At 68.2% G+C, this 22,364-nt stretch carries 23 protein-coding genes; 10 read left to right on the top strand and 13 right to left on the bottom strand.

The window, feature by feature from the left end; translation table 11 throughout:
• Window positions 1-140 precede the first annotated feature (140 nt).
• The 4 genes from nrdR to rpiB form a co-directional block, all read right to left on the bottom strand.
• A complete protein-coding gene (nrdR, locus tag AVT10_RS04500; protein ID WP_066688793.1) occupies window positions 141-602 on the bottom strand; it encodes a transcriptional regulator NrdR in 462 nt (153 codons plus the stop codon).
• A 58-nt stretch (window positions 603-660) separates the two neighbouring features.
• Window positions 661-813, bottom strand: a complete 153-nt coding sequence (locus tag AVT10_RS18495) for a hypothetical protein (RefSeq protein ID WP_164523862.1) — start codon at window positions 811-813, stop codon at window positions 661-663.
• 12 nt (window positions 814-825) lie between these two features.
• Entirely contained in the window at window positions 826-2,121 is a 1,296-nt protein-coding gene (gene glyA, locus AVT10_RS04495) for a serine hydroxymethyltransferase (protein ID WP_066688792.1), read from the bottom strand.
• A gap of 486 nt (window positions 2,122-2,607) precedes the next feature.
• Window positions 2,608-3,048 carry a ribose 5-phosphate isomerase B gene (gene rpiB / locus AVT10_RS04490; RefSeq protein ID WP_066688791.1) on the bottom strand — a complete coding sequence of 147 codons (441 nt, stop codon included), beginning with the start codon at window positions 3,046-3,048 and terminating at the stop codon, window positions 2,608-2,610.
• A 72-nt stretch (window positions 3,049-3,120) separates the two neighbouring features.
• On the opposite strand from rpiB, the gene AVT10_RS04485 reads away from it, so the two are divergent.
• The 3 genes from AVT10_RS04485 (at window position 3,121) to AVT10_RS04475 (ending at window position 4,980) form a co-directional block, all read left to right on the top strand.
• On the top strand, window positions 3,121-3,591 hold the full coding sequence (locus tag AVT10_RS04485) for a hypothetical protein (RefSeq protein ID WP_126014000.1): 471 nt from the start codon (window positions 3,121-3,123) through the stop codon (window positions 3,589-3,591).
• Window positions 3,592-3,595: 4 nt separating this feature from the next.
• Window positions 3,596-4,063 carry a DUF3429 domain-containing protein gene (locus AVT10_RS04480; protein WP_066688787.1) on the top strand — a complete coding sequence of 156 codons (468 nt, stop codon included), beginning with the start codon at window positions 3,596-3,598 and terminating at the stop codon, window positions 4,061-4,063.
• 83 nt (window positions 4,064-4,146) lie between these two features.
• Window positions 4,147-4,980, top strand: coding sequence for a GGDEF domain-containing protein (locus tag AVT10_RS04475; RefSeq protein ID WP_066688785.1), 834 nt, complete (start codon window positions 4,147-4,149; stop codon window positions 4,978-4,980).
• A gap of 143 nt (window positions 4,981-5,123) precedes the next feature.
• Here the strand turns inward: AVT10_RS04475 and hemA are convergent, their stop codons facing one another.
• Together hemA and murI are read right to left on the bottom strand one after the other, a co-directional pair.
• Window positions 5,124-6,368, bottom strand: a complete 1,245-nt coding sequence (hemA, locus tag AVT10_RS04470; RefSeq protein ID WP_066688783.1) for a 5-aminolevulinate synthase — start codon at window positions 6,366-6,368, stop codon at window positions 5,124-5,126.
• Between the two features lie 202 nt (window positions 6,369-6,570).
• The gene (gene murI / locus AVT10_RS04465; RefSeq protein ID WP_066688779.1) at window positions 6,571-7,368 is read right to left on the bottom strand and encodes a glutamate racemase; all 798 of its coding nucleotides are present in this window, start codon (window positions 7,366-7,368) and stop codon (window positions 6,571-6,573) included.
• A gap of 60 nt (window positions 7,369-7,428) precedes the next feature.
• Here murI and plsY point away from each other — a divergent pair, with 60 nt between their 5' ends.
• From plsY to topA, 4 genes are all read left to right on the top strand, one after another.
• Window positions 7,429-8,067, top strand: a complete 639-nt coding sequence (gene plsY, locus AVT10_RS04460) for a glycerol-3-phosphate 1-O-acyltransferase PlsY (protein ID WP_084401340.1) — start codon at window positions 7,429-7,431, stop codon at window positions 8,065-8,067.
• Entirely contained in the window at window positions 8,060-9,184 is a 1,125-nt protein-coding gene (gene dprA, locus AVT10_RS04455; RefSeq protein WP_066688776.1) for a DNA-processing protein DprA, read from the top strand. Before plsY ends, dprA begins: the two co-directional genes overlap by 8 nt.
• Before the next feature lie 59 nt (window positions 9,185-9,243).
• Entirely contained in the window at window positions 9,244-9,894 is a 651-nt protein-coding gene (locus tag AVT10_RS04450; protein ID WP_066688773.1) for a hypothetical protein, read from the top strand.
• Window positions 9,895-9,986: 92 nt separating this feature from the next.
• Complete coding sequence (gene topA, locus AVT10_RS04445; protein ID WP_066688772.1) at window positions 9,987-12,566, top strand: type I DNA topoisomerase; 2,580 nt, start codon at window positions 9,987-9,989, stop codon at window positions 12,564-12,566.
• 295 nt (window positions 12,567-12,861) lie between these two features.
• On the opposite strand, the gene AVT10_RS04440 is transcribed toward topA, so the two are convergent.
• The 6 genes from AVT10_RS04440 to AVT10_RS04415 form a co-directional block, all read right to left on the bottom strand.
• A complete protein-coding gene (locus AVT10_RS04440; protein ID WP_066688985.1) occupies window positions 12,862-13,155 on the bottom strand; it encodes an SEL1-like repeat protein in 294 nt (97 codons plus the stop codon).
• Between the two features lie 215 nt (window positions 13,156-13,370).
• Window positions 13,371-13,799, bottom strand: a complete 429-nt coding sequence (locus AVT10_RS04435) for a TIGR01244 family sulfur transferase (RefSeq protein ID WP_066688771.1) — start codon at window positions 13,797-13,799, stop codon at window positions 13,371-13,373.
• Window positions 13,800-13,971: 172 nt separating this feature from the next.
• Window positions 13,972-15,738 (bottom strand): DNA helicase RecQ, encoded by a 1,767-nt coding sequence (gene recQ / locus AVT10_RS04430; RefSeq protein WP_066688770.1) that lies wholly within the window; start codon window positions 15,736-15,738, stop codon window positions 13,972-13,974.
• A 43-nt stretch (window positions 15,739-15,781) separates the two neighbouring features.
• Complete coding sequence (locus AVT10_RS04425) at window positions 15,782-16,588, bottom strand: class I SAM-dependent methyltransferase (RefSeq protein ID WP_066688768.1); 807 nt, start codon at window positions 16,586-16,588, stop codon at window positions 15,782-15,784.
• Window positions 16,561-17,493 carry an alpha/beta fold hydrolase gene (locus AVT10_RS04420; protein WP_066688766.1) on the bottom strand — a complete coding sequence of 311 codons (933 nt, stop codon included), beginning with the start codon at window positions 17,491-17,493 and terminating at the stop codon, window positions 16,561-16,563. The genes AVT10_RS04425 and AVT10_RS04420 overlap by 28 nt, the downstream gene beginning before the upstream one ends.
• Before the next feature lie 72 nt (window positions 17,494-17,565).
• Window positions 17,566-19,383, bottom strand: a complete 1,818-nt coding sequence (locus AVT10_RS04415; protein ID WP_198158497.1) for an ABCB family ABC transporter ATP-binding protein/permease — start codon at window positions 19,381-19,383, stop codon at window positions 17,566-17,568.
• Window positions 19,384-19,477: 94 nt separating this feature from the next.
• Here AVT10_RS04415 and AVT10_RS04410 point away from each other — a divergent pair, with 94 nt between their 5' ends.
• Window positions 19,478-19,714 (top strand): hypothetical protein, encoded by a 237-nt coding sequence (locus tag AVT10_RS04410; protein WP_066688762.1) that lies wholly within the window; start codon window positions 19,478-19,480, stop codon window positions 19,712-19,714.
• Window positions 19,715-19,781: 67 nt separating this feature from the next.
• Window positions 19,782-20,531 (top strand): Coq4 family protein, encoded by a 750-nt coding sequence (locus tag AVT10_RS04405; protein ID WP_066688761.1) that lies wholly within the window; start codon window positions 19,782-19,784, stop codon window positions 20,529-20,531.
• 127 nt (window positions 20,532-20,658) lie between these two features.
• Here AVT10_RS04405 and AVT10_RS04400 read toward each other — a convergent pair whose 3' ends face one another.
• Window positions 20,659-21,000, bottom strand: coding sequence for a hypothetical protein (locus tag AVT10_RS04400; protein ID WP_066688760.1), 342 nt, complete (start codon window positions 20,998-21,000; stop codon window positions 20,659-20,661).
• Between the two features lie 127 nt (window positions 21,001-21,127).
• Here AVT10_RS04400 and recF point away from each other — a divergent pair, with 127 nt between their 5' ends.
• Complete coding sequence (gene recF / locus AVT10_RS04395; RefSeq protein WP_066688759.1) at window positions 21,128-22,195, top strand: DNA replication/repair protein RecF; 1,068 nt, start codon at window positions 21,128-21,130, stop codon at window positions 22,193-22,195.
• Window positions 22,196-22,364: the final 169 nt, after the last annotated feature.

The following is a 22,364-nucleotide window of genomic DNA, read 5'->3' as shown; positions in this document are numbered from 1 at the left end:
GCTGATGTCCTACTGCCCGAACCGGATGGGGGGAAGGGGGTGCCCCAAGCGACCTACCCCTCTTCTCGACAGGCTCGAAGCTGCTCGAACTGAACGGAGTGGGCAGGGGCAGGGGCAGGGGCAGGGGCAGGGCAGGGGGGTTACCCCTTTGCCGCATCCCCGACCGTGCCCGCAAATTCCTCGAAATCCTTCGCCTCGCGGAAGTCCTTGTAGACGCTGGCGAAGCGGATGTACGCGACGGGATCGAGACCCTGCAGCCCTTCCATCACCAGTTCGCCAATCCGGCCCGAGGGGACTTCGCTGTCGCCGGTGGTCTCCAGTTGCCGCTGTATGCCTGACACCAGCCGTTCGACCTGTGCCGGGGTGATCGGCCGCTTGCGACAGGCGGTGGCGACCGAGCGGAGCAGCTTGTCGCGGTCGAAGGCCTGGCGGCGGTCGCCGGACTTCACGACGGTCAGGTCGCGCAGCTGGATGCGTTCGAAGGTGGTGAAGCGCGCGCCGCAGCCCGAACATTGTCGGCGGCGGCGGATGGCGGCGCCGTCGTCGCTGGGGCGGCTGTCTTTTACCTGACTGTCTTCATGGGCGCAGAAGGGACAGCGCATCGATCTTCCTGGAAAAACCGCCCGCGCCACCATTTGGCGGCGCGGGCGGGGTGCCGCGTCAGTAGCGCGGCTTCTTGTTCGCCTTGTAATAAGCATAGCCGGCGCCGGCGGCGGCGCCGATCAGCGGACCGACAAAGGGAACCGGAATCGCGATCACTGCGCCCAGAGCACCCCATTTCGCCATGCTCTTGCCGACCGACTTGTCCTGCATCTTTCGAACTCCTTACAGACCCGGATAGATCGGGAACCGCTCGCACAGCGCCCGAACCCGTGCCTTAACGTCCGCCTCGACGGCAGGGTCCCCGGCCTCGCCCTTGTTGCGCAGGCCGTCGAGCACGTCGGCGACCATGTGGCCGATCTCGGCGAATTCGGCCTTGCCGAAGCCGCGGGTGGTGCCGGCGGGCGACCCGACGCGGATGCCGCTGGTCTTGACCGGGGGGAGGGGATCGAACGGGATGCCGTTCTTGTTGCAAGTGATCGCCGCACGCTCCAGCGCTTCGTCGGCATCCTTGCCGGTGACGCCAAGCGGGGTGAGGTCGATCAGCGCGAGGTGGGTGTCGGTGCCGCCCGCGACGATGTTCGCACCGCGATCCTTGAGGGTGGCGGCCAGCACCTGCGCATTTTCGACGACGGCGCGGATATAGTCCTTGAACTCAGGCCGCAGCGCTTCGCCGAACGCGACCGCCTTGGCCGCGATCACGTGCATCAGCGGGCCACCCTGCAGCCCCGGGAACACCGCCGAGTTGATCTTCTTGGCGATGGCTTCGTCGTTGGTCAGCACCATGCCGCCGCGCGGGCCGCGCAGCGTCTTGTGCGTGGTGGTGGTGACAACATCGGCATGGCCGAACGGGGTCGGGTGCAGGCCCGCAGCGACGATGCCGGCGAAATGCGCCATGTCGACCATGAACTTGGCGCCGACTTCATCGGCGATCGCGCGGAACTTGGCGAAGTCGATATGGCGCGGATAGGCCGAACCGCCGGCGATGATGAGCGTCGGACGGTGTTCGCGGGCGAGCGCCGCGACCTGATCGTAATCGATCAGGTGCGTCTCGCGGTCGACGCCGTACTGGACCGCGTTGAACCACTTGCCCGACATCGCCGCCTTGGCACCATGCGTCAGGTGACCGCCGGCGTCGAGGCTCATGCCCATGATCGTGTCGCCGGGCTTGGTCAGCGCCAGCATCACCGCGCCGTTCGCCTGCGCACCCGAATGCGGTTGGACGTTGACGAAGCCGCAGCCGAACAGCTGCTTGGCGCGGTCGATCGCCAGCTGCTCGACCTCGTCCGAGGGGTGGCAGCCCTGATAGTAACGCTTGCCGGGATAGCCCTCGGCGTACTTGTTGGTGAAGACCGAGCCTTGCGCCTCAAGCACCGCCTTCGACACGATGTTTTCCGACGCGATCAGCTCGATCTGGTAGCGCTCGCGCTCCAGTTCGTGGGTGACGCCGGCGAACACGGCGGGGTCGGCATCGGCGAGGCTGGTTTCGAAGAAACCGTCGGGGCGGAACTGGTCGGTCATGGGGCGCGGCTCCCGCTGAGAAAGAGGTCGCGCGCGCTTTAGGGTCCAAACGTCATCAGAACAAGGTCGTGACGGAGCGGATTTTGCTGCCAGGCAAGGAGCAAGGAGCGGAGCGATGCTCCAGCATCGTGACCGACGCGCGACGCCGCTTGGCAGCAAAATCCGCCCGCCGCTCCGCGGTCGATCAAGGAAGGTCATCCACCGCGTCGCTTGCTTGCGCGTAGCGTCGGCTACGCGACTACGCTGCGCTTCTTGTAGATGACCTTCCTTGATCGATCACGATCCTTGTTCTGATGACGTTTGGACCCTTTGTCCGGGTGTCATCGAATTGCCACCCGGGGAATCGGGTTTCGGCGGTGTTCCGCGCTTCCCTATCCGTCGTCACCCCGGACTTGATCCGGGGTCCCGCTTTTTACTGCCGTCGAGAAGAAGCGGGACCCCGGGTCAAGCCCGGGGTGACGGTAAGAGGCGGTCGTCGACGCCCGATCAGGCCGGCGGATTGCCGAGCTTGTCGACGCGGCGCTGGTGGCGGTCGCCGCCGAACGGGGTGGCGAGGAAGGCGGTGAGGCAGGCCTTCGCCATCTCGGCGCCGATCAGCCGGGCGCCCATCGCGATGACGTTCGCATCGTTATGTTCGCGCGCCAGCGACGCCGACAGCGGTTCGGACACGAGCGCGCAGCGGCAGCCGGCCACGCGATTGACCGCGATCGAGATGCCGATACCCGATCCACACAAGGCGACGCCGAAATCGGCCTCGCCGCCGCTAACCGCTTGAGCGAGCTTGTAGCCATAGTCGGGATAATCGACGCTGGTCGTGTCGTGCGGCCCCAGATCGGCGACTTCGTGCCCCTGGTCGTGCAACCAAGTGGCGAGTTCTGCCTTGAGCGTCAGGGCGGCGTGGTCGGATGCGAGTGCGATGCGGGCCATGGCGCCGCTTCTAGCGGTCGGGATACGGCAGCGCTAGGCTGTGTCCAACGACAGGCAGGAAAGGATGAAGGGATGCGTGGAACGATCATCGTAGCGGCTTTGGCGTTGAGCGCGTGCGGCGCCGACGAGCGACGCAGCGAAGGGGCCGCGACCCAGGCCGAGATCGAGAACAGCGCCGCGACGCCGCTGCCCGCCCCGGTGCCGCCGCGCGCACCCAGCCCGACCCCGACCCCGACGCCGACCGCCACCGCCACCGCGACGCTGGGCGCCAACCATTATCTCGGCCGCTGGATCGGGGTGGAGGGTATGTACCTGAACGTCACCGAACCGGCGCAGGGCGAGGTCAAGCTGGAGATGCAGTACGACCTCGACAACAAGGGCACCTATACCGGCACGATCACGCCCGAAGGCATCCGGTTCCAGCGCGGCGGCGAAACGCTGCTGCTGCGGCCGAGCGACGGCGATGCCACCGGCCTTAAATGGCTGGCGGGCAAGAAGGACTGCCTGACCGTCAAGCCGAGCGAAGGCTATTGCCGTGACTGATCCCATGGCCGCATCGACCCCGATCCGGGCGCGGCCGCCGGTGGCGGCGCTGGCGCTGGGCTATGCCGGGTTGCTGCCGCCGGCCATCGGCATCGCCTGGCGGTTGCTCGACCCGGCCAAGGGCGGCGCGGCCAATGCGCTGGGGCTGTTCTACGCCGCGCTGATCCTGAGCTTCCTGGGCGGCATGTGGTGGGGCGCGGCGGCGGCGCGGCTGAGCGGGGCGGCGCTGACGCTGTGGCTGGCGATCGCGGTGGTGCCGTCGCTGGTCGCGCTGGCGGCGGGCGCGGTGCTGTTCACCTCGGTCCTGTCGGGCGCGGCGATCGTCGCCGCCGGGCTGCTCGGATCGCTGCTGGTCGATATGGCGCTGGTGCGCGCAGGCCATGTTCCGCCGTGGTGGATGCGGCTGCGCGTGCCGTTGTCGGTCGGTCTGGCGGCGCTGACGCTATGCGCGGGGCTGCTGGCTCAGTCATGAGTCGCGCGCATTAACGAACTTGCCGTATTTTGCGTGTAGTTCGCTGATTTAAGAGGCAAATAACCCCCGATATCGGTGTGTTCATGCGGATAGAATTCGATCAGGCACGCAATGCGCTGGCCTTTTTGCAATATCATCGACTTGAACCGAGCGCGGTCAATTATCAGACCGCGCTCGTTCATCTGTCCAGATCGTACCATCCGTTGTACGAAGAGGTCGTTGCCGCGGTCGATGACGCGCAACTGACCGATGCGAAGTTCGCCGAATTGGCGAAGGTCCATGCGTCCGGTATCGCCGATTGGGCGAGGAATGGCGGCGTGGCGGCGCCCGATCCGTCGGTCGCGGAGCGGTTGAGCACGACCGAGCAGGGCCTGGCCGCGCTGCGCGAACAGGTGGCGGCCCTGACGGCGCGGATCGAGGCGGGCGGCGTCGGCGTGGTCGATGCCGAGCATGACGAATTGACCAAGGCGCTGAACCAGACCGGCGCGCGGCGCGTGCTGGACCAGGTCGCGACGGGCGACCAGCGTTATGTCCTGCTGATGTTCGGGATCGACCGGCTGGTCGGGATCAACCGCGAATATGGCAATTCGGTCGGCGACAACATCCTGAACGCCTTTGCCAGCAAATTGGCCAATACCTTTCCCGAACATGAGGCGATCCGCTGGGCCGGTAACGAGTTCATCGTCGCCATTCCGGGGCAGACGATGACCGCGGTGCGCGCGCGGGCGGAGGAGGCGCTGCAATTGCTGGAGCGGCGCAAGTTCAAGCTGCGCGAGTCGGGCGAGGCGATCGGCACCGTCACCGCATCGGCGGCGATGGTGTCCGATCAGGGCAACGACATCGAATGGGTGATCGAGGAGGCCCGCGCGAAGCTGCAGGGGGCGATGCTGTCGGGGGGTAACCGGGTCGCGGTGTAGGGACGAATCCTCCCCGGTACGGGGAGGGGAACCGTCGCCGGAGGCGATGGTGGAGGGAGATGGCCCCGCAACGCAACCGCTACGTATGCCGACCGCCCCCGCCACCAGCTTCGCTGGCCCCCTCCCCGTGCCGGGGAGGATTGTTACGCGGCTTTCTTCAGTTCGAGGCGGCCCCAGATTTCGACCAGCGCGGCGGTGAGTTCACGCATCATCGCCTCGTCATGCGCCGGGCCGGGGGTGAAGCGCAACCGTTCGGTGCCGCGCGGGACGGTCGGGTAATTGATCGGCTGCACGTACACGCCATATTCGCGGAGCAATATGTCGCTGATCCGCTTGGCCTTGACCGGATCGCCGACCATCAGCGGCACGATATGGGTGGTGGTGTCCATCACCGGCAGCCCGGCTTCGGCGAACAGCACCTTCAGCATCGCGGCGGCGGCCTGTTGCCCGTCGCGCTCGGCGGGCGATGCCTTCAGGTGGCGGACGCTGGCCAAGGCGCCTGCGACCAGCACCGGCGACAGCGAGGTCGTGAAGATGAAGCCCGGCGCATAGGAGCGGATGACGTCGATGACGGTGCGGTCGGCGGCGATATAGCCGCCCATCACGCCGAACGCCTTGCCCAGCGTCCCTTCGATGATCGTCAGGCGCGATGCAGCTTCGTCGCGTTCGGAAATGCCGCCGCCGCGCGCCCCGTACATGCCGACGGCATGGACCTCGTCGAGATAGGTCAGCGCGTTGTATTTGTCGGCAAGGTCGCAGATCGCGTGGATCGGCGCGACGTCACCGTCCATCGAATAGACGCTTTCGAACGCGATCAGCTTGGGCACCGCCGGGTCTTCGGCGGCGAGCAGTTCCTCGAGATGCGCCAGGTCGTTGTGGCGGAACACCCGCTTTTCGCAGCCCGAATGGCGGATGCCGGCGATCATCGACGCGTGGTTCAGTTCGTCGGAAAAGACGATGCAGCCGGGCAGGATGCGCGCCAGCGTCGACAGCGTCGCTTCGTTCGAGACATAGCCCGACGTGAACAGCAGTGCCGCTTCCTTGTCGTGCAGGTCGGCCAGTTCGCCTTCGAGATCGATGTGATAGTGGGTGTTGCCGCCGATATTGCGGGTGCCGCCCGACCCTGCGCCGACATCGTGCAGCGCTTCCTCCATCGCGGCGATGACAGCGGGATGCTGGCCCATCGCCAGATAGTCGTTCGAGCACCATACGGTGATCGGCTTCGGCCCGTTATGCCCGGCGAAGCAGCGCGCATTGGGGAATTGCCCCTTGTTGCGCAGGATGTCGATGAAGACGCGGTAGCGCCCTTCCTCGTGCAGGCGGTCGATCGCCTGTGCGAAGACACGGTTGTAATCGACCGAGCGGGCCGGAACTGCGTCGATGCTCATGGGGCGGGGGTGTACCTGTTGGGGCGGCCCGTTTCCAGCGGATAAAAGCGGTTATGGTGATCGGCGGGGTTGGACATATTGTCCAAGGGGGGCGGTTTTTCTCCTTCGTCATCCCAGCGAAGGCTGGGATCTCCCGGCGACGAAGCGCGCGCCTCGCCGCAGAAGGCCCCAGCCTTCGCTGGGGCGACGGACCAGAACAGGTCTACAGCGCCTCGACCGAAGCGAAGCCCTGCGACTCCAGCCCCGCCGCGATGGTGCGTTCGCGCTCGCCAAGCCTGGTGAAGACGAGCCGGCCGGGAACCGGAGTCGCGGGGAACGCCTGTCCCTGCGTCAGCGCGACGATGCGCCGGGCGATGCCGGGGCCGCCATCGACGAACGCGATATGCGGCGCGACGGCCAGCATCGCGTCGGCCAGCAGGGGGAAATGGGTGCAGGCGTTGACGATGACGTCGATCCGGTCGCCGCCCGGTTGATCGAACAGCCCGGCCAGTTCGCGCGCGATGGCGTCGCGCGGGGGCGGGGTGCCGGCCAGCGCGCCCTCCGCCAGTTCGACCAGCGCCGCCGATCCGTGGCGCAGCACGGTGCAATCGGCGGCGAAGCGGGTGGCGAGGTCGTCGACATAGGGCTGGCGCACCGTGGCCTGCGTGCCCAGCACGCCGATCACTCGGGTGCCGCTCAACCCCGCCGCGACCTTGATCGCGGGCACGGTGCCGACGACCGGCACGTCGAGCGCGGCGCGCACCACCGGCAGCGCGATGGTCGAGGCGGTGTTGCAGGCGATGACGACGAGGCGCGGGCGATAGCGCTCGACCAGCCGGCCGAGCAGCGCGGGCACCCGCGCGGCGATTTCGCCCTCGGTCCGGGTGCCATAGGGGAAGCCCGCCGAGTCGGCGGCATAGACGATCGGCGCGGTCGGCAGCAGGGCACGGGTGGGCGCCACGACCGACAGGCCGCCGACGCCCGAATCGAAGAACAGGATCGGTTGCGCCGTTTCGGTCATGGATGGTCCCGTAGCCGCCGCTCGCCGCGTTGCAAGCCGCCGCCGAACCCCTTACCCTGCATGGCACAGACGGCAAGTTACACGGGGGCGATCCTGCCGAGCGAAATTCTCTGGTTCCCGCCGGTGGCGGCGTTGCTGATCGGCTATCTGCTCGGATCGATCCCGTGGGGCATTTTGCTCACGCGGATCGCCGGGGCGGGCGATCTGCGCTCCATCGGGTCGGGCAATATCGGCGCGACCAACGTGCTGCGTACCGGGCGCAAGGGGCTGGCGGCGGCGACGCTGCTGCTCGACCTGTTGAAGGGCGCGGCGGCGGTGTGGATCGTCGCGGCGTGGTTTCCGGGTGAGGAACTGGTCGCGGGTGCGGCGGCGTTCGTCGGCCATTGCTATCCGCTGTGGCTGCGGTTCCGGGGTGGCAAGGGCGTGGCGACGATGATGGGCGTCGTGGTGGCGCTCAGCCCGATGGCGGGGCTGGTCTATGCGGTCGTGTGGCTGGGGTTGCTGGCGACGATCCGCATTTCGTCGGTCGCGGGCATGGCGGCGGCGGTCGCCGCGCCGGTCGCGGCGGCGGCGCTCGGCCGGTTCGACCTGGTGGTGCTGTTCCTCGGCCTCGCGCTGATCGTGCTGTGGAAGCATCGCGAGAATATCGAGCGGCTGGTGGCGGGGACGGAGCCGAGGATCGGCCGCAAGCGTGGGTGAAGGGTCGGTAGGCGAGCGACCCGGCGCCGCCGACCAGAACGCCGCCCGGTTCGCGGCGCTGCGGCTGATCCGGTCGGCCAATATCGGCCCGGTCACGTTTCGCGCGCTGATCGAACGCTATGGCGATGCGGTGGCGGCGATCGAGGCGTTGCCGATGCTGGCGGCGCGGGGCGGTGGTCGGGCGCCGGCGCTCGCGGACGAGAGCGTCGTGCGGCGCGAGATCGCGACCGTTCGCGCCCTGGGTGGGCGATACCTGCTGCTCGGCGACCCGGACTATCCCGCGCTGCTGGCGGAGATCGATAGCGCGCCGCCCGCGCTGATCGTCCGGGGCGAGCTGTCGCTGCTGGCGCGGCCGGCGGTGGCGATGGTCGGGGCGCGCAACGCGTCGGCGGCGGCGTGCCGCTTCGCGCGCGGGCTGGCCGAGGAACTGGGCGCGGCGGGTTATGTCGTCGTGTCGGGACTGGCGCGCGGGATCGACACGGCGGTGCATCAGGGGGCGATCGGCCATGCCACGATCGGGGTGATCGCGAGCGGCATCGACGTGGTGTTCCCGCCGGAGAATGCCGCGTTGCAGGAGGACGTCGCCACGCGCGGGCTGCTGGTCGCCGAACAGCCGCCGGGGACGCAGCCGCTGGCCCGCCATTTCCCGTCGCGCAACCGGATCATCGCCGGCCTGTCGCTGGGGACGGTAGTGGTGGAGGCGGCACCCCGGTCCGGGTCGCTGATCACCGCCCGGCTGGCGGGGGAGGCGGGGCGCGAGGTGATGGCGGTGCCCGGATCGCCGCTCGACCCGCGGGCGCAGGGGTGCAACGCGCTGATCCGCGAGGGCGCGACCCTGGTCCAGAATGCGGCGGACGTGGCGGAGATGCTGCGGCCGATCGACGCGCGGGCGGTGCGCTCGCCGGGATCGGGCTATCGGCCCGAGCCGGTGGCGGCGGACGCGAGCGAGGCGGAGCGTGCGCGGATCGCCGGGCTGCTGGGACCGGTGCCAGTGGCGGTCGACGAACTGGTGCGGCAGTCGGGCTGTCCGACGATGGTGGTGCAGACGGTGCTGCTCGAACTGGAGCTGGCCGGGCGGCTGGAGCGGCACGCCGGGGGGCGGGTCGGCTTGGCGTAGCGTTTGATCGTTTGTTTGGGGCCCCGCCCTCATGCTGGCCGGAACGGTTGGAGAATAGCATGACGGTTGATTTGGCACGAGCGGAGGGTCGCAGGGCTCGGGCGTTCTGGCAGCGCGAGGGCGAGCGAATCCGCCGGACGATCGGCACGCCGCAATGTGTCCGGCTGCACGGTAACGATATTCGCAACATCGACGTCCGCCACATCCATAATCGATTTGGCTACCAGGCCGGCGGGGGTACGCTGTGCTCGGGTGCGCTGTATCGTACCGAAGACTTCATGGGGCTGCCCGAAGCTGAGCGATGCGGCACCAAGGCGCTAGGCCAGACGGTTCACATCGAACACACCGTGCCGGTCGCGACGTTGACTCGGAATATCATCGGTTCCGATCGGATCGATCCGCACGATACCGTACTGTGGGTACTGACCCATTCGGTCGCGACGGGTGTCACGGACGGTCCGACAGGGGAACGACATCGAATGGTTCGACGCGGTCAGGCCAGGCGATCCCATGCGTTCACGCCAGATCATGCCGATCATGACCGTCCTTTCCGACGCTATGATCCCGCCGGACACAGTCCGATCTGGGATGTGGTACGGGGCGAACGGATCGATCCGGAACGGTTCAGCTTTGCGGACCATCGGGAAAATATCGCAATGGCGTTGGGTTGGGCGGCGTTGGACGATTGGGCCGCACGCGTGGCGGCGTGATCGTCATACGGCATTAAAAACCTGCGGCTTGACGTAGCGGTGCCTGCCTCCCCACTCTCGCGTACGTACGCACAAGGACCGACCGCCACATCATGCAGCTCGTCATCGTCGAATCGCCCGCCAAGGCGAAGACCATCGAAAAATATCTGGGGTCCGATTACCGCGTCCTCGCCTCCTATGGCCATGTCCGCGACCTGCCGCCCAAGGACGGGTCGGTGAACCCGGACGACGGCTTCGCGATGGATTGGGAGACGTACGCCGACAAGACGAAGCAGCTGAAGGCGATCACCGACCTCGCCAAGACCGCCGACCGCCTGATCCTCGCCACCGACCCTGACCGTGAGGGAGAGGCGATCAGCTGGCATGTGCAGGAGGTGCTGAAGAAGCGTCGCGCGCTGCCCAAGGAAGTCGAGCGGGTCACGTTCAACGCGATCACCAAGCCGGCGATCCTGGCAGCGATGAAGGCTCCGCGCGACCTCGATACCGATCTGATCGATGCGTACCGGGCGCGGCGGGCGCTCGACTATCTGGTCGGGTTCACCCTGTCGCCGGTGCTGTGGCGCAAGCTGCCGGGTGCCAAGTCGGCGGGCCGGGTGCAGTCGGTGGCGCTCAGGCTGCTGGTCGAGCGCGAGCGCGAGATCGAAACCTTCATCGCGCAGGAATATTGGTCGGTCATTGCCAAGATGGAGGCCGACGGCACGCCGTTCGACGCGCGCCTCGTGAAACTCAAGGGCAAGAAGCTCGACAAGCTGTCGCTGGGCGATGCCGGGTCGGCCGAGGTCGCGAAGGCGGCGGTGGTCGATGGTCGCTTTACGGTCGTCAATGTCGAGACGAAGCCCGCGACGCGCAATCCACCGCCGCCCTTCACCACCTCGACCCTGCAGCAGGAAGCCGCGCGCAAGCTGGGCTTCTCGGCCAGCCACACGATGCGGGTGGCGCAGTCGCTCTATGAGGACGGTGCGATCACGTACATGCGGACCGACGGCGTGCAGATGGACGGGTCGGCGATCGATGCCGCGCGCGGGGCGATCGCCAACCGCTATGACGGCAGCTACGTCCCTGACAAACCGCGCCAGTACCAGACCAAGGCCAAGAATGCGCAGGAAGCGCACGAGGCGATCCGCCCGACCGATTTTTCGAAGGATCGCGCCGGGTCGGGCGATCATGCCCGCCTGTACGACCTGATCTGGAAGCGGGCGCTGGCCAGCCAGATGGCGTCGGCGCGGATGGAGCGGACCGCCGTCGAGCTGGAGGACCAGACCGGGCAGACGGCCTTACGCGCCACCGGCCAGGTCGTGCTCTTCCCCGGCTATCTCGCGCTGTACGAGGAAGGGCGCGACGACGCGGCGGACGAGGATTCGCGCCGCCTGCCGCTGCTGCGCTCGGGCGATGCGCCGGCCAAGAAGGACGTGGTCGCCGAACAGCATTTCACCCAGCCGCCGCCGCGTTTCTCGGAAGCGTCGCTGGTCAAGCGGCTGGAGGAACTGGGGATCGGTCGTCCGTCGACCTATGCCTCGATCATCCAGGTGCTGAAGGATCGCGGCTATGTCCGCGTCGAGAAGAACCGGTTTTTCGCGGAAGAGACCGGGCGGTTGCTGACCGCGTTCCTCGAACGCTTCTTCGAGAAATATGTCGGCTACGACTTCACGGCGGGGTTGGAAGAAGAGCTGGACGACGTGTCGGGCGGGCGGGCCGAATGGCAGGCGGTGCTCGAGGCCTTCTGGCGCGATTTCAAGCCGCGCACGTCGGAGGTGATGGAACAGCAGCCGAGCGCGATCACCGCCGAGCTCGATCAGTTTCTGGGATCGTACCTGTTCCCCGAAAAGGCGGACGGGACCGATCCGCGGCTGTGCCCGAATTGCGGCGAGGGACGCCTGGCACTGCGTGGCGGCAAGTTCGGCGCGTTCATCGCCTGCTCCAACTATCCCGAGTGCAAGTACACTCGCCGCTTCGCGCAGCCGGGCGGCGAGGATGGTGGCGATACCGGACCGGAATCGCTGGGCAAGGACCCGGAAACGGGGCTGGAGGTCGAGCGCAAGTCGGGGCGGTTCGGGCCGTACATCCAGCTGGGCGAGGGCAAGGACGCCAAGCGCGCGTCGATCCCCAAGGATATCGGCGAACTGAACCTCGAATGGGCGCTGAAGCTGCTGAGCCTGCCGCGCACCATCGGCAACCATCCGGAGACGGGCGAACCGATCGAGGCGGCGATCGGGCGCTATGGCCCGTATCTGAAGCACGCCGGCAAGTACGCGCGGTTGCAGTCGACGGCGGACGTGTTCGAAACCGGCATGAACGCGGCGGTGGTGAAGCTGGCCGAGGCGGCGGCGGGCGGCGGGCGACCGGCGCGCGGCGCGGCGAAGGAACCGCTCAAGGTGCTGGGCAACCATCCGCGCACCGAGCTTGAGATCAAGCTGATGGAGGGGCGCTATGGCCCCTATGTTACCGATGGCACGACCAATGCGACGATCCCGAAGTCGGTCGAGCCGAACGCGCTGACGCTGGAGGAAGCCGCGCAGCTGATCGACGACCGCGCGGCGGCGGCGCCGGCCAAGGGCAAGAAGAAGCCGGCGGCCAAGAAGGCCGCGCCGAAGAAGGCGGCGGCGAAGGATGCACCCGCCAAGAAGGCGCCTGCGAAGAAGGCTCCGGCGAAGAAGCCGGCGGCCAAGGCCTAATCGTCACTCCCGCGTAGGCGGGAGTCCATAGGCGCAAGCGTTGCGGATCGGGTCCGGGCGTCGGTGCTTATGGATTCCCGCCTTCGCGGGAATGACGGAAGGGAAGGGTAAGGTGACCCCGGCTCTGTGCTGGTCACGGGACTATTGTCGCAGACGCGACCCCAGCCATTCCCGTCACCCCGGGTCAAGCCCGGGGTGACGAACGGAAGAATGTCTCGCGCTTGTCGCCGACGAGTTGCCTGCCCCCGGCTCGGACGGCGTCAACCGTCGCAGCCGGACCCGTCAGCGGCGCCGATCAGTTCGGCCGCGCGCCCGCCTGCAAAAACGCCCGCGCCGCTTTCTGCGCATCGGCGATCTGGCGCGGAGTCATGTCGCAGGCGATTTCCGCGCGCCATGCCTGCGCTTCCTCGACGCCCGACATGGCGGCGAGGTTGAACCATTTATGTGCCTCGACCAGGTCGATCATCGCCCCGCCGGTACCGCTGGAATAGCAGATGCCGAGATCGAACCACGCCGTGCTGTTGTTTGCGCTTGCGTCTTCCACCCGGCTTTCCGAGAGGAAGCGGGCGCCTTTCTGACTAATGCCCATGTTCAGAACCCCCATTGGTACAGGCACGAAATTGCCGGCTGGGGGTTGCGATTTGGTTAACGCCAGAAACCGGAGCGGTTCAGTGCGTTAACGTACCGCCGATTAAGCATGTCGGAACGGATGCCGCTTATCCATGCAGGCGTTCCCCCGCGCTGGGCCGCGTCGTTGCCGGGGTATGGCAACGGGCCCAATGGCGGGGGACGTCTGTCGCGCCGTCAGCCCCGGGCGAGGGCGTCCAGCGTCGGGCGGATTCCCGACAGGTCGTAGCCGGCGGCACCGCCCGAGGCGACCAGATGGGCGGGGTCGCCACCCTGCTTGGCGCTGGCGAGCGCCCACAAATTGCACGACCGCGTGCCCGAGCGGCAATAGGCGAGGATCGGGCCGTCCGCCTGCTCGAGGATCTGCGCCATCGCGTCCAACTGCGGGTGGCTGAACCCGGCATGGGTGATCGGGATCGCGTGATAGGCCAGCCCCGCCGCTGCCGCCGCGTCCGCGATCGCGTCGCCGGCGGGCTGGCCCGCTTCCTCGTCATCGGGGCGGTTGTTGACGATGGTGGTGAAGCCTTGCGCCTTCAGCGTCGCGACATCGTCGGCGGTGATCTGCGGGCTGACCGAAATGCGGTCGTCGATACGGCGGATGTGCATGGGGGGAAGATAGCGGGGCGGGTCGTCCCAAGCAAATCCTCCCCACAACGTGGGGAGGGGGACCAGCCGCAGGCTGGTGGAGGGGCGAGGGCCAAAGAGGTTGCGCTTGCCGCTTCCCCCCTCCACCACTCGCTGCGCGAGCGGTCCCCCTCCTCACGTTGTGGGGAGGAATTTAGTGCTGCTTGATGACGCTCAGGAACGCGTCCCCGTACGCTTGCAGCTTCTTCTCGCCCACACCGGTGATCCGCCGCATGCCGCCGATCGTCTGCGGCCGGTCCGCCGCCATTTCGCGCAACACCGAATCGTGGAAGATGACATAGGGCGGCACCCCGGCCTCCTGCGCCAGTTCGCGGCGCTTGGCGCGCAGCGCCTCGAACAGCGGATCGCCGGTCGGGTTGGGGGTGGCGGAGCCGCCGCCGCGCCGGCGCCGTTCGCGCTTGGGCGGCACGATCATCGACAGCGTGTCGCCGCCCTTCAGCAGCCCGCGCGCAGCGGGGCCGAATTCCAGCCCGCCATGATCGTTGGCACGCAATGCGTCGCGCAGCTGCAGCGCGCGGCCGACCGGTTTGAGCAACGCGACGTCGTCGCCATCGACGATGTTCCACACCGACAGCTGTTCGTGCCCGTTCATCAGGCTGCGTTCGGTCGACTGACCGGTCAGCACCTGTTCGATATAGGTCGCGCCGAACATCATCCCGGTGCGGAACACGGCGGACAGATATTTCTGCGCCAGTTCGGTCGCGTCGACCGCGTTGGGCGGCGACAGGCAATTGTCGCAATTCCCGCAATAGTCGCCCGGCTGTTCGCCGAAATGGCGCAGCAGCATCGCGCGGCGGCACCCGGCGGTCTCGACCAGCGCGCCCAGGGCATTCAGCCGCTGGCGTTCGCCCGGCTGGCGCGCCGGTTCGACCTCGCCGATCCGCTGGCGGGCGCGGGCGAAGTCGTCGGCGCCCCAGAACAGATGCGCCACCGCCGGATCGCCGTCGCGGCCCGCACGGCCGGTTTCCTGATAATAGGCCTCGATCGATTTCGGCAGCCCGGCATGGGCGACGAAGCGCACGTCGGGCTTGTCGATGCCCATGCCGAAGGCGATGGTCGCGACCATCACCATGTCTTCGGACGCGACGAAATCATGCTGGTTGCGCTGGCGGACGGCGGGGTCGAGTCCGGCATGATAGACGCGGACCGGGCGGCCGGTCCTGGCCAGCGCCTCGGCCAGCTTTTCGGTGCCGGCGCGCGACTGGACATAGACGATGCCGGGGCCGGGGGTGGCGGCGATGACGTCGGCGATCTGGCGCGTGCCCTGATCGCGCGGGGTGATATGGTAGCGGATATTGGGCCGGTCGAACCCGGCGACGATCAGCCCGTCCTGCGGGATGCCCAGCTGTTCGAGGATGTCGGCGCGGGTATGCGCGTCGGCGGTCGCGGTGAGTGCGAGGCGCGGCACATCGGGAAACTGGTCGAACAGCGGGCGCAGCAGGCGGTAATCGGGGCGGAAGTCGTGGCCCCATTCGCTGACGCAATGCGCCTCGTCGATCGCGAACAACGACAGGTTGCCGCGCGACAGCAACTCGCGGAAATCGCTGCCCGATGCGCGTTCGGGCGCGACGTAGAGCAGGTCCAGCTCGCCATCGAGGAACCGGCCGCGCGTCTCGGCCCGGTTGTCGTCGGCGCTGGTCAGCGTCGCAGCGCGGATGCCGACGGCGGTCGCGGCGCGCAGCTGGTCGTGCATCAGCGCGATCAGCGGCGACACGACGACGCAAGTGCCCGGCAGCATCTGCGCCGGCAGCTGATAGGTCAGCGACTTGCCGGCACCGGTCGGCATCACCGCCAGCGTGCGCCGCCCGCCTAGCACCCGGTCGACCACCTGCCGCTGGACGCCGCGAAAGTCGGGAAAGCCGAAGGTCGATTGCAATACGGGGATCGGGTCGAGCGCCATCGGGCCTCACCTAGGGATGCGGGGCGGGCGCGTCGAGGGGTGGTCAGTCGACCCGCGTCGCGCGCCAGCCCTTGCCGGTGATGGCTGCCTCACCGACCGAGCCGGTGTAGCTGGCGCCGTCGATCACGACGTCCAGTTCGGTGCCGCGCAGCCGGCCGGCGACAAGCTTTCCGTCGAAGCTGCCCGTCACGAACTGGAACCGCTGGTCGAGGTGTAGCACTCCCGAACGCCCGTCGGGCAGGGTCATCCGCCAATTGCCGCCGGCGACGGCCGGCACGATGTAGAGGTAGATGGAGCGTTCGGCGACGAGGCCCCATTCGTCCGCCTGCCAGTCGCCCATATCGAACGCATGGGTGACGATGCGCGTGCCGGGGCGGAGTTCGGTCAACAGCTGCGGACGCAGCGCCATGTTGATGCGCGGCAGCAGGTACATCGTCACCACGCTGGCATCGCGCAGCGGCGTGTCGAACAGGTTGGCGGCGGAAAAGCGGGCGCGGTCCTGTAGCCCGTGGAGCGCAGCATTGCGGCGCGCACGCTCGACCAATGTCGTGTCGATCTCGACGCCACGCGCATTCGCACCCAGGCGGGCAGCGGCGATGGCGATGCGGCCGTCGCCCGAGCCGAGGTCGATCAACGTGTCGGTGGGGCCGACCTCCGCCAGGGCAAGCATCGCATCGACCACCGGTTCGGGGGTCGGGACATAGGGCACGTCATAGGTCGGCTCGCGCGCGGCGATGCCGGTGCCGCGCAGGATATCGCCCATCCCGTCGCCATAGGCGCTGCACCCGCCGAGCAGGACGGCGAGCAGCAGCGCCCGCCGCTTCACGCCGCTGCCGCCGTGCGCAGCCACGCGGCGGTTTCGGCCGGGTGGGTCACCGGGATCATGTGCCCGCCGCCGATCTTCGTCAGCACGGCGCCCGGAATTTCCCCGGCGGTAACGTCGCCTTGGCTGTGCGGGTCGAGCAGTTCGTCGTCGCGACCATAGAGGATGACGACCGGCAGTTTGATCGCACCGTAGCGCGGGATCATCGTCGACAGCGCGCGGTTGGCGTCGCGCAGCTCGACGGCGCCCGCCTCGAAGCTCGACGGGCGCAGCGCGGCGAGGCCCCCGCCGCGCGTGCCGAAATCCATCGGCACGGCATCGGGCGCGAACACCTGTTTCGACACCGCCGGCCCGGTCAGCGTGGTCAGCGGTACGCCGACCGTCCACGCGGCGAGGCCGCGCACGGCCGCGGGCGGGGCCTTGCCCCGGAACACGCCCGGCATTTCGGTCACCCGCTGGGTCAGCGGGGCGATTAGCGCGACGCCGCGGATCTTGGCCGGCTGGTTCACCGCCATCGCCAGCGCGACCGCGCCGCCCATCGAATGCCCGACCAGCAGCGGACGGTCGAGGCCGAGCGCATCGATCAGGTCGGCGACCATCCGCGCCTGCGTCTCGATCGTGGGATGCTCGCCCTCGACGGTCGAATGGCCCCAGCCGGGCCGGTCGACCACGATCAGTCGGTGGTCCTTCAGCTGATCGGTCAGCGCATAGGTGAAGTTGCGCAGCTGGCCGTAGATGCCGTGGAGCAGCAAGATCGCCGGGCCGTCGCCGCCGGTATCGACATAGTGCAGCCGCGCGCCGGGCACGTCGACGAAATCGCCATCCGCCGGGACCAGCATCTCCGACGCGCCGGCCGCCAGCGTGGTCCACAGCGCCAGCGCGCCGCCGACCCATGCGGTCGTGGTCGCCGCCTTCTTCAGGGTATCCTTCATGCGTCTTCCTCCCGCAATGCGTCGGGGATACGCGTCAGCGCGGTGGAGTGTCCATCGCATACGACAAAGCGGTTACGCCTCGGCCAGCGCGGCCTCGCGCTCCGCCGCCTGTCGCGCCCACATCTCGGCATAGGTGCCGCCCAGGCGCAGCAGGTCGGCATGCGATCCGCTTTCGACCACGCGTCCCCCCTCCAGCACGACGATGCGGTCGGCATGGACCACGGTCGACAGGCGGTGGGCGATGACGATGGTCGTGCGCCCGCGCTCGATCGCCTCCAGCGTGTCGAGGATGTCGGCCTCGGTCCGGCTGTCGAGCGCGCTGGTCGCTTCGTCGAGGATCAGGACCGGCGGGTTCTTGAGCAGGGTGCGGGCGATCGCCACGCGCTGCTTCTCACCGCCCGACAGTTTCAGGCCCCGTTCGCCGACCCGGGTGTCGTAGCGGTCGGGCAGGCTGGCGATGAACGGCGCGATCGATGCGCCGCGGGCTGCCTCGGCGATCTCGGCCGCCGTCGCATCGGCGCGGCCATAGGCGATGTTGTAGCCGATCGTGTCGTTGAACAGCACGGTATCCTGCGGCACGATGCCGATCGCGCTGCGCAGCGATGCCTGCGCCACCTGGGCGATATCCTGTCCGTCGATCGTGATCCGCCCGGCGGTGGGATCGTAGAAGCGGAACAGCAGCCGCGCGAGCGTCGACTTGCCCGCCCCCGACGGCCCGACCACCGCCAGCGTGGTGCCCGGCGGAATGTCGAGGTCGATACCGTTCAATATCTGCCGCCCATCACCATAGTCGAAGCCGACCCCTTCGAAGCGGACATGACCGCGCGTGACGGTCATTGGCGGAGCGTTGGCCACATCGACGATCTCGGCGGGCGCATCGATCAGGTCGAACATCGCGCCCATGTCGACCACCCCCTGCCGGACGGTGCGATAGACCATGCCGAGCAGGTCGAGCGGGCGGAACAACTGGGTGAGCAGCGTCGACACCAGCACCACGTCGCCTGGGGAAAAGCGCCCGCTCGACCACCCGAACACGATCAGCGCCATGCCGCCGCCGAGCATCAACGCGGTGATCAGCGCCTGCCCGATATTGAGCAGCGCCAGCGAGTTTTCGGACTTCACCGCCGCATCGGCATAGCCGGCGATGGCGCGGTCGTAGCGCTGCGCCTCACGCTCCTCCGCGCCGAAATATTTGACCGTCTCGAAATTCAGCAGCGAGTCGACCGCATGCGCCACGGCGCCGGTGTCGAGGTCGTTCATCCGTTCGCGAAGTGCCGAGCGCCAGTCGGTGACCCAGCGGGTGAAGACGATGTAGAATACCACCATCGCCACCGTGCCGCCGACCAGCCACCCGCCGAAGCGCGTGCCGAAGATCGACAGGACCAGCGTCAGTTCGAGAATGGTCGGCGCGATGTTGAACAGCAGGAAATACAGCATCGTGTCGATGCTCTTGGTCCCGCGCTCGACCACTTTCGTCACCGCGCCGGTGCGCCGTTCGAGGTGGAAGCGCAGCGACAGGGCATGGAGGTGGCGGAACACCGATGCCGCCAGCCGCCGCGTCGCGTCCTGTCCGACGCGTTCGAACACGACGTTGCGCAGATTGTCGAACAGCGTGCCGCCGAAGCGCGCCGCCGCATAGCCCGCGACCAGCGCCACCACCAGCCACAGCGCATCGCGCGATCCCGCCGCCATGGTGTCGATCGCCCCCTGCAATGCGAACGGCGCGCCATAGACCTGCACCAGCTTCGACGCGACGACCAGCAGCAGCGCGGCGATGATGCGCGCCTTCAGCCCCGGCGCCCCAGCGGGCCAGAGATAGGGAAGGAAACGGCGGAGCGTCGCCAGCATCGGTCGGGTCGGACCGGAGGCGGAAATGGTTTCGGGAGGCATGGCAAGCGCCATTTGGGGAGGCGGGCGCAGATAGGCAACGCTTCGTCGGAACAAGGTGCTTACCAATGTATTGAAACCATCGAGGAGACGGGACATGGCACCTCTTGTCTATGTGATGGCGATCCTGGGTTGCGGCGACGATGGCGCGACCTGCACCCGCGAGCGGGTGGCCCCGGCAAGCTACCAGTCGATCGCCGAATGTCAGGCGGCGATGCCGCTGATGCTGGCGCAGAATACCGACCTGTCCTTCCCGGTCATCAGCGCGTCGTGCGAACGCGGCGGGCGCTTCGTCGTGGACAATGGCAAGCCGACCAAGCCCAAGGCGGGGTAAGCGCACCGCGGCTTGACGACGATCGGGCGCCGCTATACTTACATCATTGTAAGTAACGGAGGCGGTCATGGCGGCGCATGGACTCGACACCATCCAACCATTGCGGCGCGACTGGGGCACGGCATGGGCCGCGCTCCGGCGACTGCTCGCCGATGGCAACGATACGGTGCAGGTGTTCCGCATCATGCGCGCGCTGAACGCCGATACCAGCCACCGCAACTATGCCCGGTTGTTACAGGAACCGGGCGGCGGGCGGATCGCCTATGACCATGTCGAACTGGCGAAGCGTTTCTCCGACCGGGCCTGGGTCGATGCATTGCCGGAGGGAAGCGTCGGCGCGCATTATCGCGCCTTCCTCGACCGCACCGGCTTTTCGGCACAGGGCCTTGCCGACATCAGCTATGCCGATGGCGAGGGCTGGCAGGACGCCGCCCATCCGGTCGCATGGTTCGGCCGGCGCGAGCGCGACGTCCACGACATCTGGCACATCCTGACCGGCTATACCGCTGAGGAACATCTGGGCGAGGCGTGCCTCGTCGCCTTCTCCTATGCCCAGACCGGCGGGTTGGGCTGGGCGGCGATCGGTCTGGGCGCGGCGCTCAAGTCGCTGCGGATCACCGGCGAGCGGGCCTTCGCCAAGGCGGTATGGGAAGGATATCGCCACGGCCGCAAGGCGCGCTGGCTGCATGCCGAGGATTATGAGGCGCTGCTGGCCGAGCCGCTCGACGCGGCGCGCAGGCGGCTGAATATCGCCGAGCCGGTGGCCTATCACGCGGCGCAGAAGCGGCTGCGCGAGCAGGGGCTGGCGGGGATTTAAGGGCGGAACGACACCCACCACGGCACCCCGGACTTGATCCGGGGTCTCGCTTCTTCTTCTATCCCGACCGCAGCAAAAAGCGGGACACCGGGTCGAGTCCGGGATGGCGAATGTGGGAGGGACGGCCTTACTTCGCCAGCGCCGCGCTCGCCTGCGCGTCGCCCCGGTCGCGAACCGCTTTCGCGCGCGCTTCGGCCTGCTTCTCGACCAGCTTGGCTTCCTCGCGGATCGCCTCGGCGCGGACCTTCAATCGTTCGGCGTCATAGCCACCGGCCTGTCCCGCCTGATTGACCAGCCCTTCCGCCTCGACCTTCATCTGCGCGGTCTGGTTTTCGGCGGCCGCCTCGATCGCATCGGCTTCGGCATCGGCCTGATCGCGCAGCTGGTCCGCGCGCTGCTGTTCGGGGCTTTGCGAGCCGCAGGCAGTCAGCGCGAAGGCGGCGGCGGCCATCAGGACGAAACGGGGCATCGGCGGTTCCTGTCGTAAGTCGAACCATCCAAATCCCCGAACCTGCGGAAAGTTGCGTTCGTATAACAAAGCGGCGGCCGCCCAAGGGTTTCGCGGCGGCCTTCGCACCGCTAACGATCACGGACCGATGCTGACCCGCCTGACCCTCACCGATTTTCGCAACCATGCGGACGGCACCATCGAACCGGGTGCGGGTTTCGTCGTGCTGAGCGGACCCAATGGCGCGGGCAAGACCAATGTGCTGGAGGCGGTGTCGCTGCTGGCGCCGGGTCGCGGGCTGCGCCGCGCCGCCCTGTCCGACATGGCGCGCGAGGGCGGGGCGGGCGGCTTCGGCGTCGCAGCCGATCTGGGCGACGATGTCCGGATCGGCACGGGGACGCAGGCGGGTGCGCCCGAACGGCGGATCGTGCGGATCAACGGCGCGGGCGCGGCGGCAACCGCGCTGGCCGAATGGCTGTCGGTACTGTGGCTGACCCCGGCGATGGACCGGCTGTTCGTCGAGCCGGCCGGGGAGCGCCGCCGCTTCCTCGACCGGATGACGCTAGCGCTGAACCCGGCCCATGCGACGCAGGCGACGCGCTACGATGCGGCGATGCGCCAGCGCAACCGGCTGCTGGCGGAGGAAGGGTCGCCCGATCCCGACTGGCTGGCGGCGCTGGAGGCGCGGATGGTCGAACATGGGCTGGCGCTGGGTGCGGCGCGGGCGGAGTGCGTTGCGATGCTGGGCGACCGGATCGCTGCCTTGCCGGCGACCGATTTCCCGCGCGCCGCGCTGGCGCTGGAGGGGTGGCATGGCGATGCGGCGCTGTTCGCGCGCGAACTGGCGGCGGGGCGTGCGCGCGACGCGGCGGCGGGGCGGGCGCTCAGCGGACCGCACCGCGCCGACCTGATCGTCACCGACCGCGACCGGGGGATGGCGGCGGCGCGCTGTTCGACCGGCGAGCAGAAGGCGCTGTTGCTGGGGCTCGTGCTGGCGCATGCCGAGCTGGTGGCAGAGCGTGCCGGGCGGCGGCCGATCCTGTTGCTGGACGAGGTTGCCGCGCATCTCGACCCCGGCCGGCGCGCGGCGCTGTTCGCACGGGCTTGCGGCGCGGGGCAGGTATGGCTGACCGGGACCGAGGCCGCTTTGTTCAGCGACATTCCGGGCGATGCCACCCGCTATCATGTCGCGGACGGGCGGATCGAGCGGGTGTAGCGCGTGCGGGGCATGCAGCGAACCGGTGCCCCGTCGTCACCCCGGACTCGATCCGGGGTCCCCCTTCTTCTTCTCCACCGCCGTAAAAAGCGGGACCCCGGGTCAAGCCCGGGGTGACGGAAATGACTGTTACGTCGACCGCGTCGATGCCGATCATCGACGGGCAAGT

It is taken from the genome of Sphingomonas hankookensis (assembly GCF_001619955.1).
In the GTDB taxonomy this organism is placed as follows: Bacteria; Pseudomonadota; Alphaproteobacteria; order Sphingomonadales; family Sphingomonadaceae; genus Sphingomonas; species Sphingomonas hankookensis_A.
Note: the sequence above shows the minus strand (reverse complement) of the source record. Positions and strands in the feature narration are given on the sequence as shown.

Excerpts from the sequence above, each read along its gene's own strand:
- AVT10_RS04475 (WP_066688785.1), top strand. The coding sequence starts at position 4,147 with ATGCGGATAGAATTCGATCAGGCACGCAATGCGCTGGCCTTTTTGCAA.
- murI (WP_066688779.1), bottom strand. The coding sequence starts at position 7,368 with ATGACCGAAACGGCGCAACCGATCCTGTTCTTCGATTCGGGCGTCGGC.
- hemA (WP_066688783.1), bottom strand. The coding sequence starts at position 6,368 with ATGAGCATCGACGCAGTTCCGGCCCGCTCGGTCGATTACAACCGTGTC.
- recF (WP_066688759.1), top strand. The coding sequence starts at position 21,128 with ATGCTGACCCGCCTGACCCTCACCGATTTTCGCAACCATGCGGACGGC.
- AVT10_RS04435 (WP_066688771.1), bottom strand. The coding sequence starts at position 13,799 with ATGCACATCCGCCGTATCGACGACCGCATTTCGGTCAGCCCGCAGATC.
- AVT10_RS04485 (WP_126014000.1), top strand. The coding sequence starts at position 3,121 with ATGCGTGGAACGATCATCGTAGCGGCTTTGGCGTTGAGCGCGTGCGGC.
- rpiB (WP_066688791.1), bottom strand. The coding sequence starts at position 3,048 with ATGGCCCGCATCGCACTCGCATCCGACCACGCCGCCCTGACGCTCAAG.
- AVT10_RS18495 (WP_164523862.1), bottom strand. The coding sequence starts at position 813 with ATGCAGGACAAGTCGGTCGGCAAGAGCATGGCGAAATGGGGTGCTCTG.
- AVT10_RS04480 (WP_066688787.1), top strand. The coding sequence starts at position 3,596 with ATGGCCGCATCGACCCCGATCCGGGCGCGGCCGCCGGTGGCGGCGCTG.
- recQ (WP_066688770.1), bottom strand. The coding sequence starts at position 15,738 with ATGGCGCTCGACCCGATCCCCGTATTGCAATCGACCTTCGGCTTTCCC.
- glyA (WP_066688792.1), bottom strand. The coding sequence starts at position 2,121 with ATGACCGACCAGTTCCGCCCCGACGGTTTCTTCGAAACCAGCCTCGCC.
- plsY (WP_084401340.1), top strand. The coding sequence starts at position 7,429 with ATGGCACAGACGGCAAGTTACACGGGGGCGATCCTGCCGAGCGAAATT.
- topA (WP_066688772.1), top strand. The coding sequence starts at position 9,987 with ATGCAGCTCGTCATCGTCGAATCGCCCGCCAAGGCGAAGACCATCGAA.
- AVT10_RS04440 (WP_066688985.1), bottom strand. The coding sequence starts at position 13,155 with ATGGGCATTAGTCAGAAAGGCGCCCGCTTCCTCTCGGAAAGCCGGGTG.
- AVT10_RS04420 (WP_066688766.1), bottom strand. The coding sequence starts at position 17,493 with ATGAAGGATACCCTGAAGAAGGCGGCGACCACGACCGCATGGGTCGGC.
- AVT10_RS04405 (WP_066688761.1), top strand. The coding sequence starts at position 19,782 with ATGGCGGCGCATGGACTCGACACCATCCAACCATTGCGGCGCGACTGG.
- nrdR (WP_066688793.1), bottom strand. The coding sequence starts at position 602 with ATGCGCTGTCCCTTCTGCGCCCATGAAGACAGTCAGGTAAAAGACAGC.
- AVT10_RS04415 (WP_198158497.1), bottom strand. The coding sequence starts at position 19,383 with ATGCCTCCCGAAACCATTTCCGCCTCCGGTCCGACCCGACCGATGCTG.
- AVT10_RS04400 (WP_066688760.1), bottom strand. The coding sequence starts at position 21,000 with ATGCCCCGTTTCGTCCTGATGGCCGCCGCCGCCTTCGCGCTGACTGCC.
- AVT10_RS04450 (WP_066688773.1), top strand. The coding sequence starts at position 9,244 with ATGACGGTTGATTTGGCACGAGCGGAGGGTCGCAGGGCTCGGGCGTTC.
- AVT10_RS04410 (WP_066688762.1), top strand. The coding sequence starts at position 19,478 with ATGGCACCTCTTGTCTATGTGATGGCGATCCTGGGTTGCGGCGACGAT.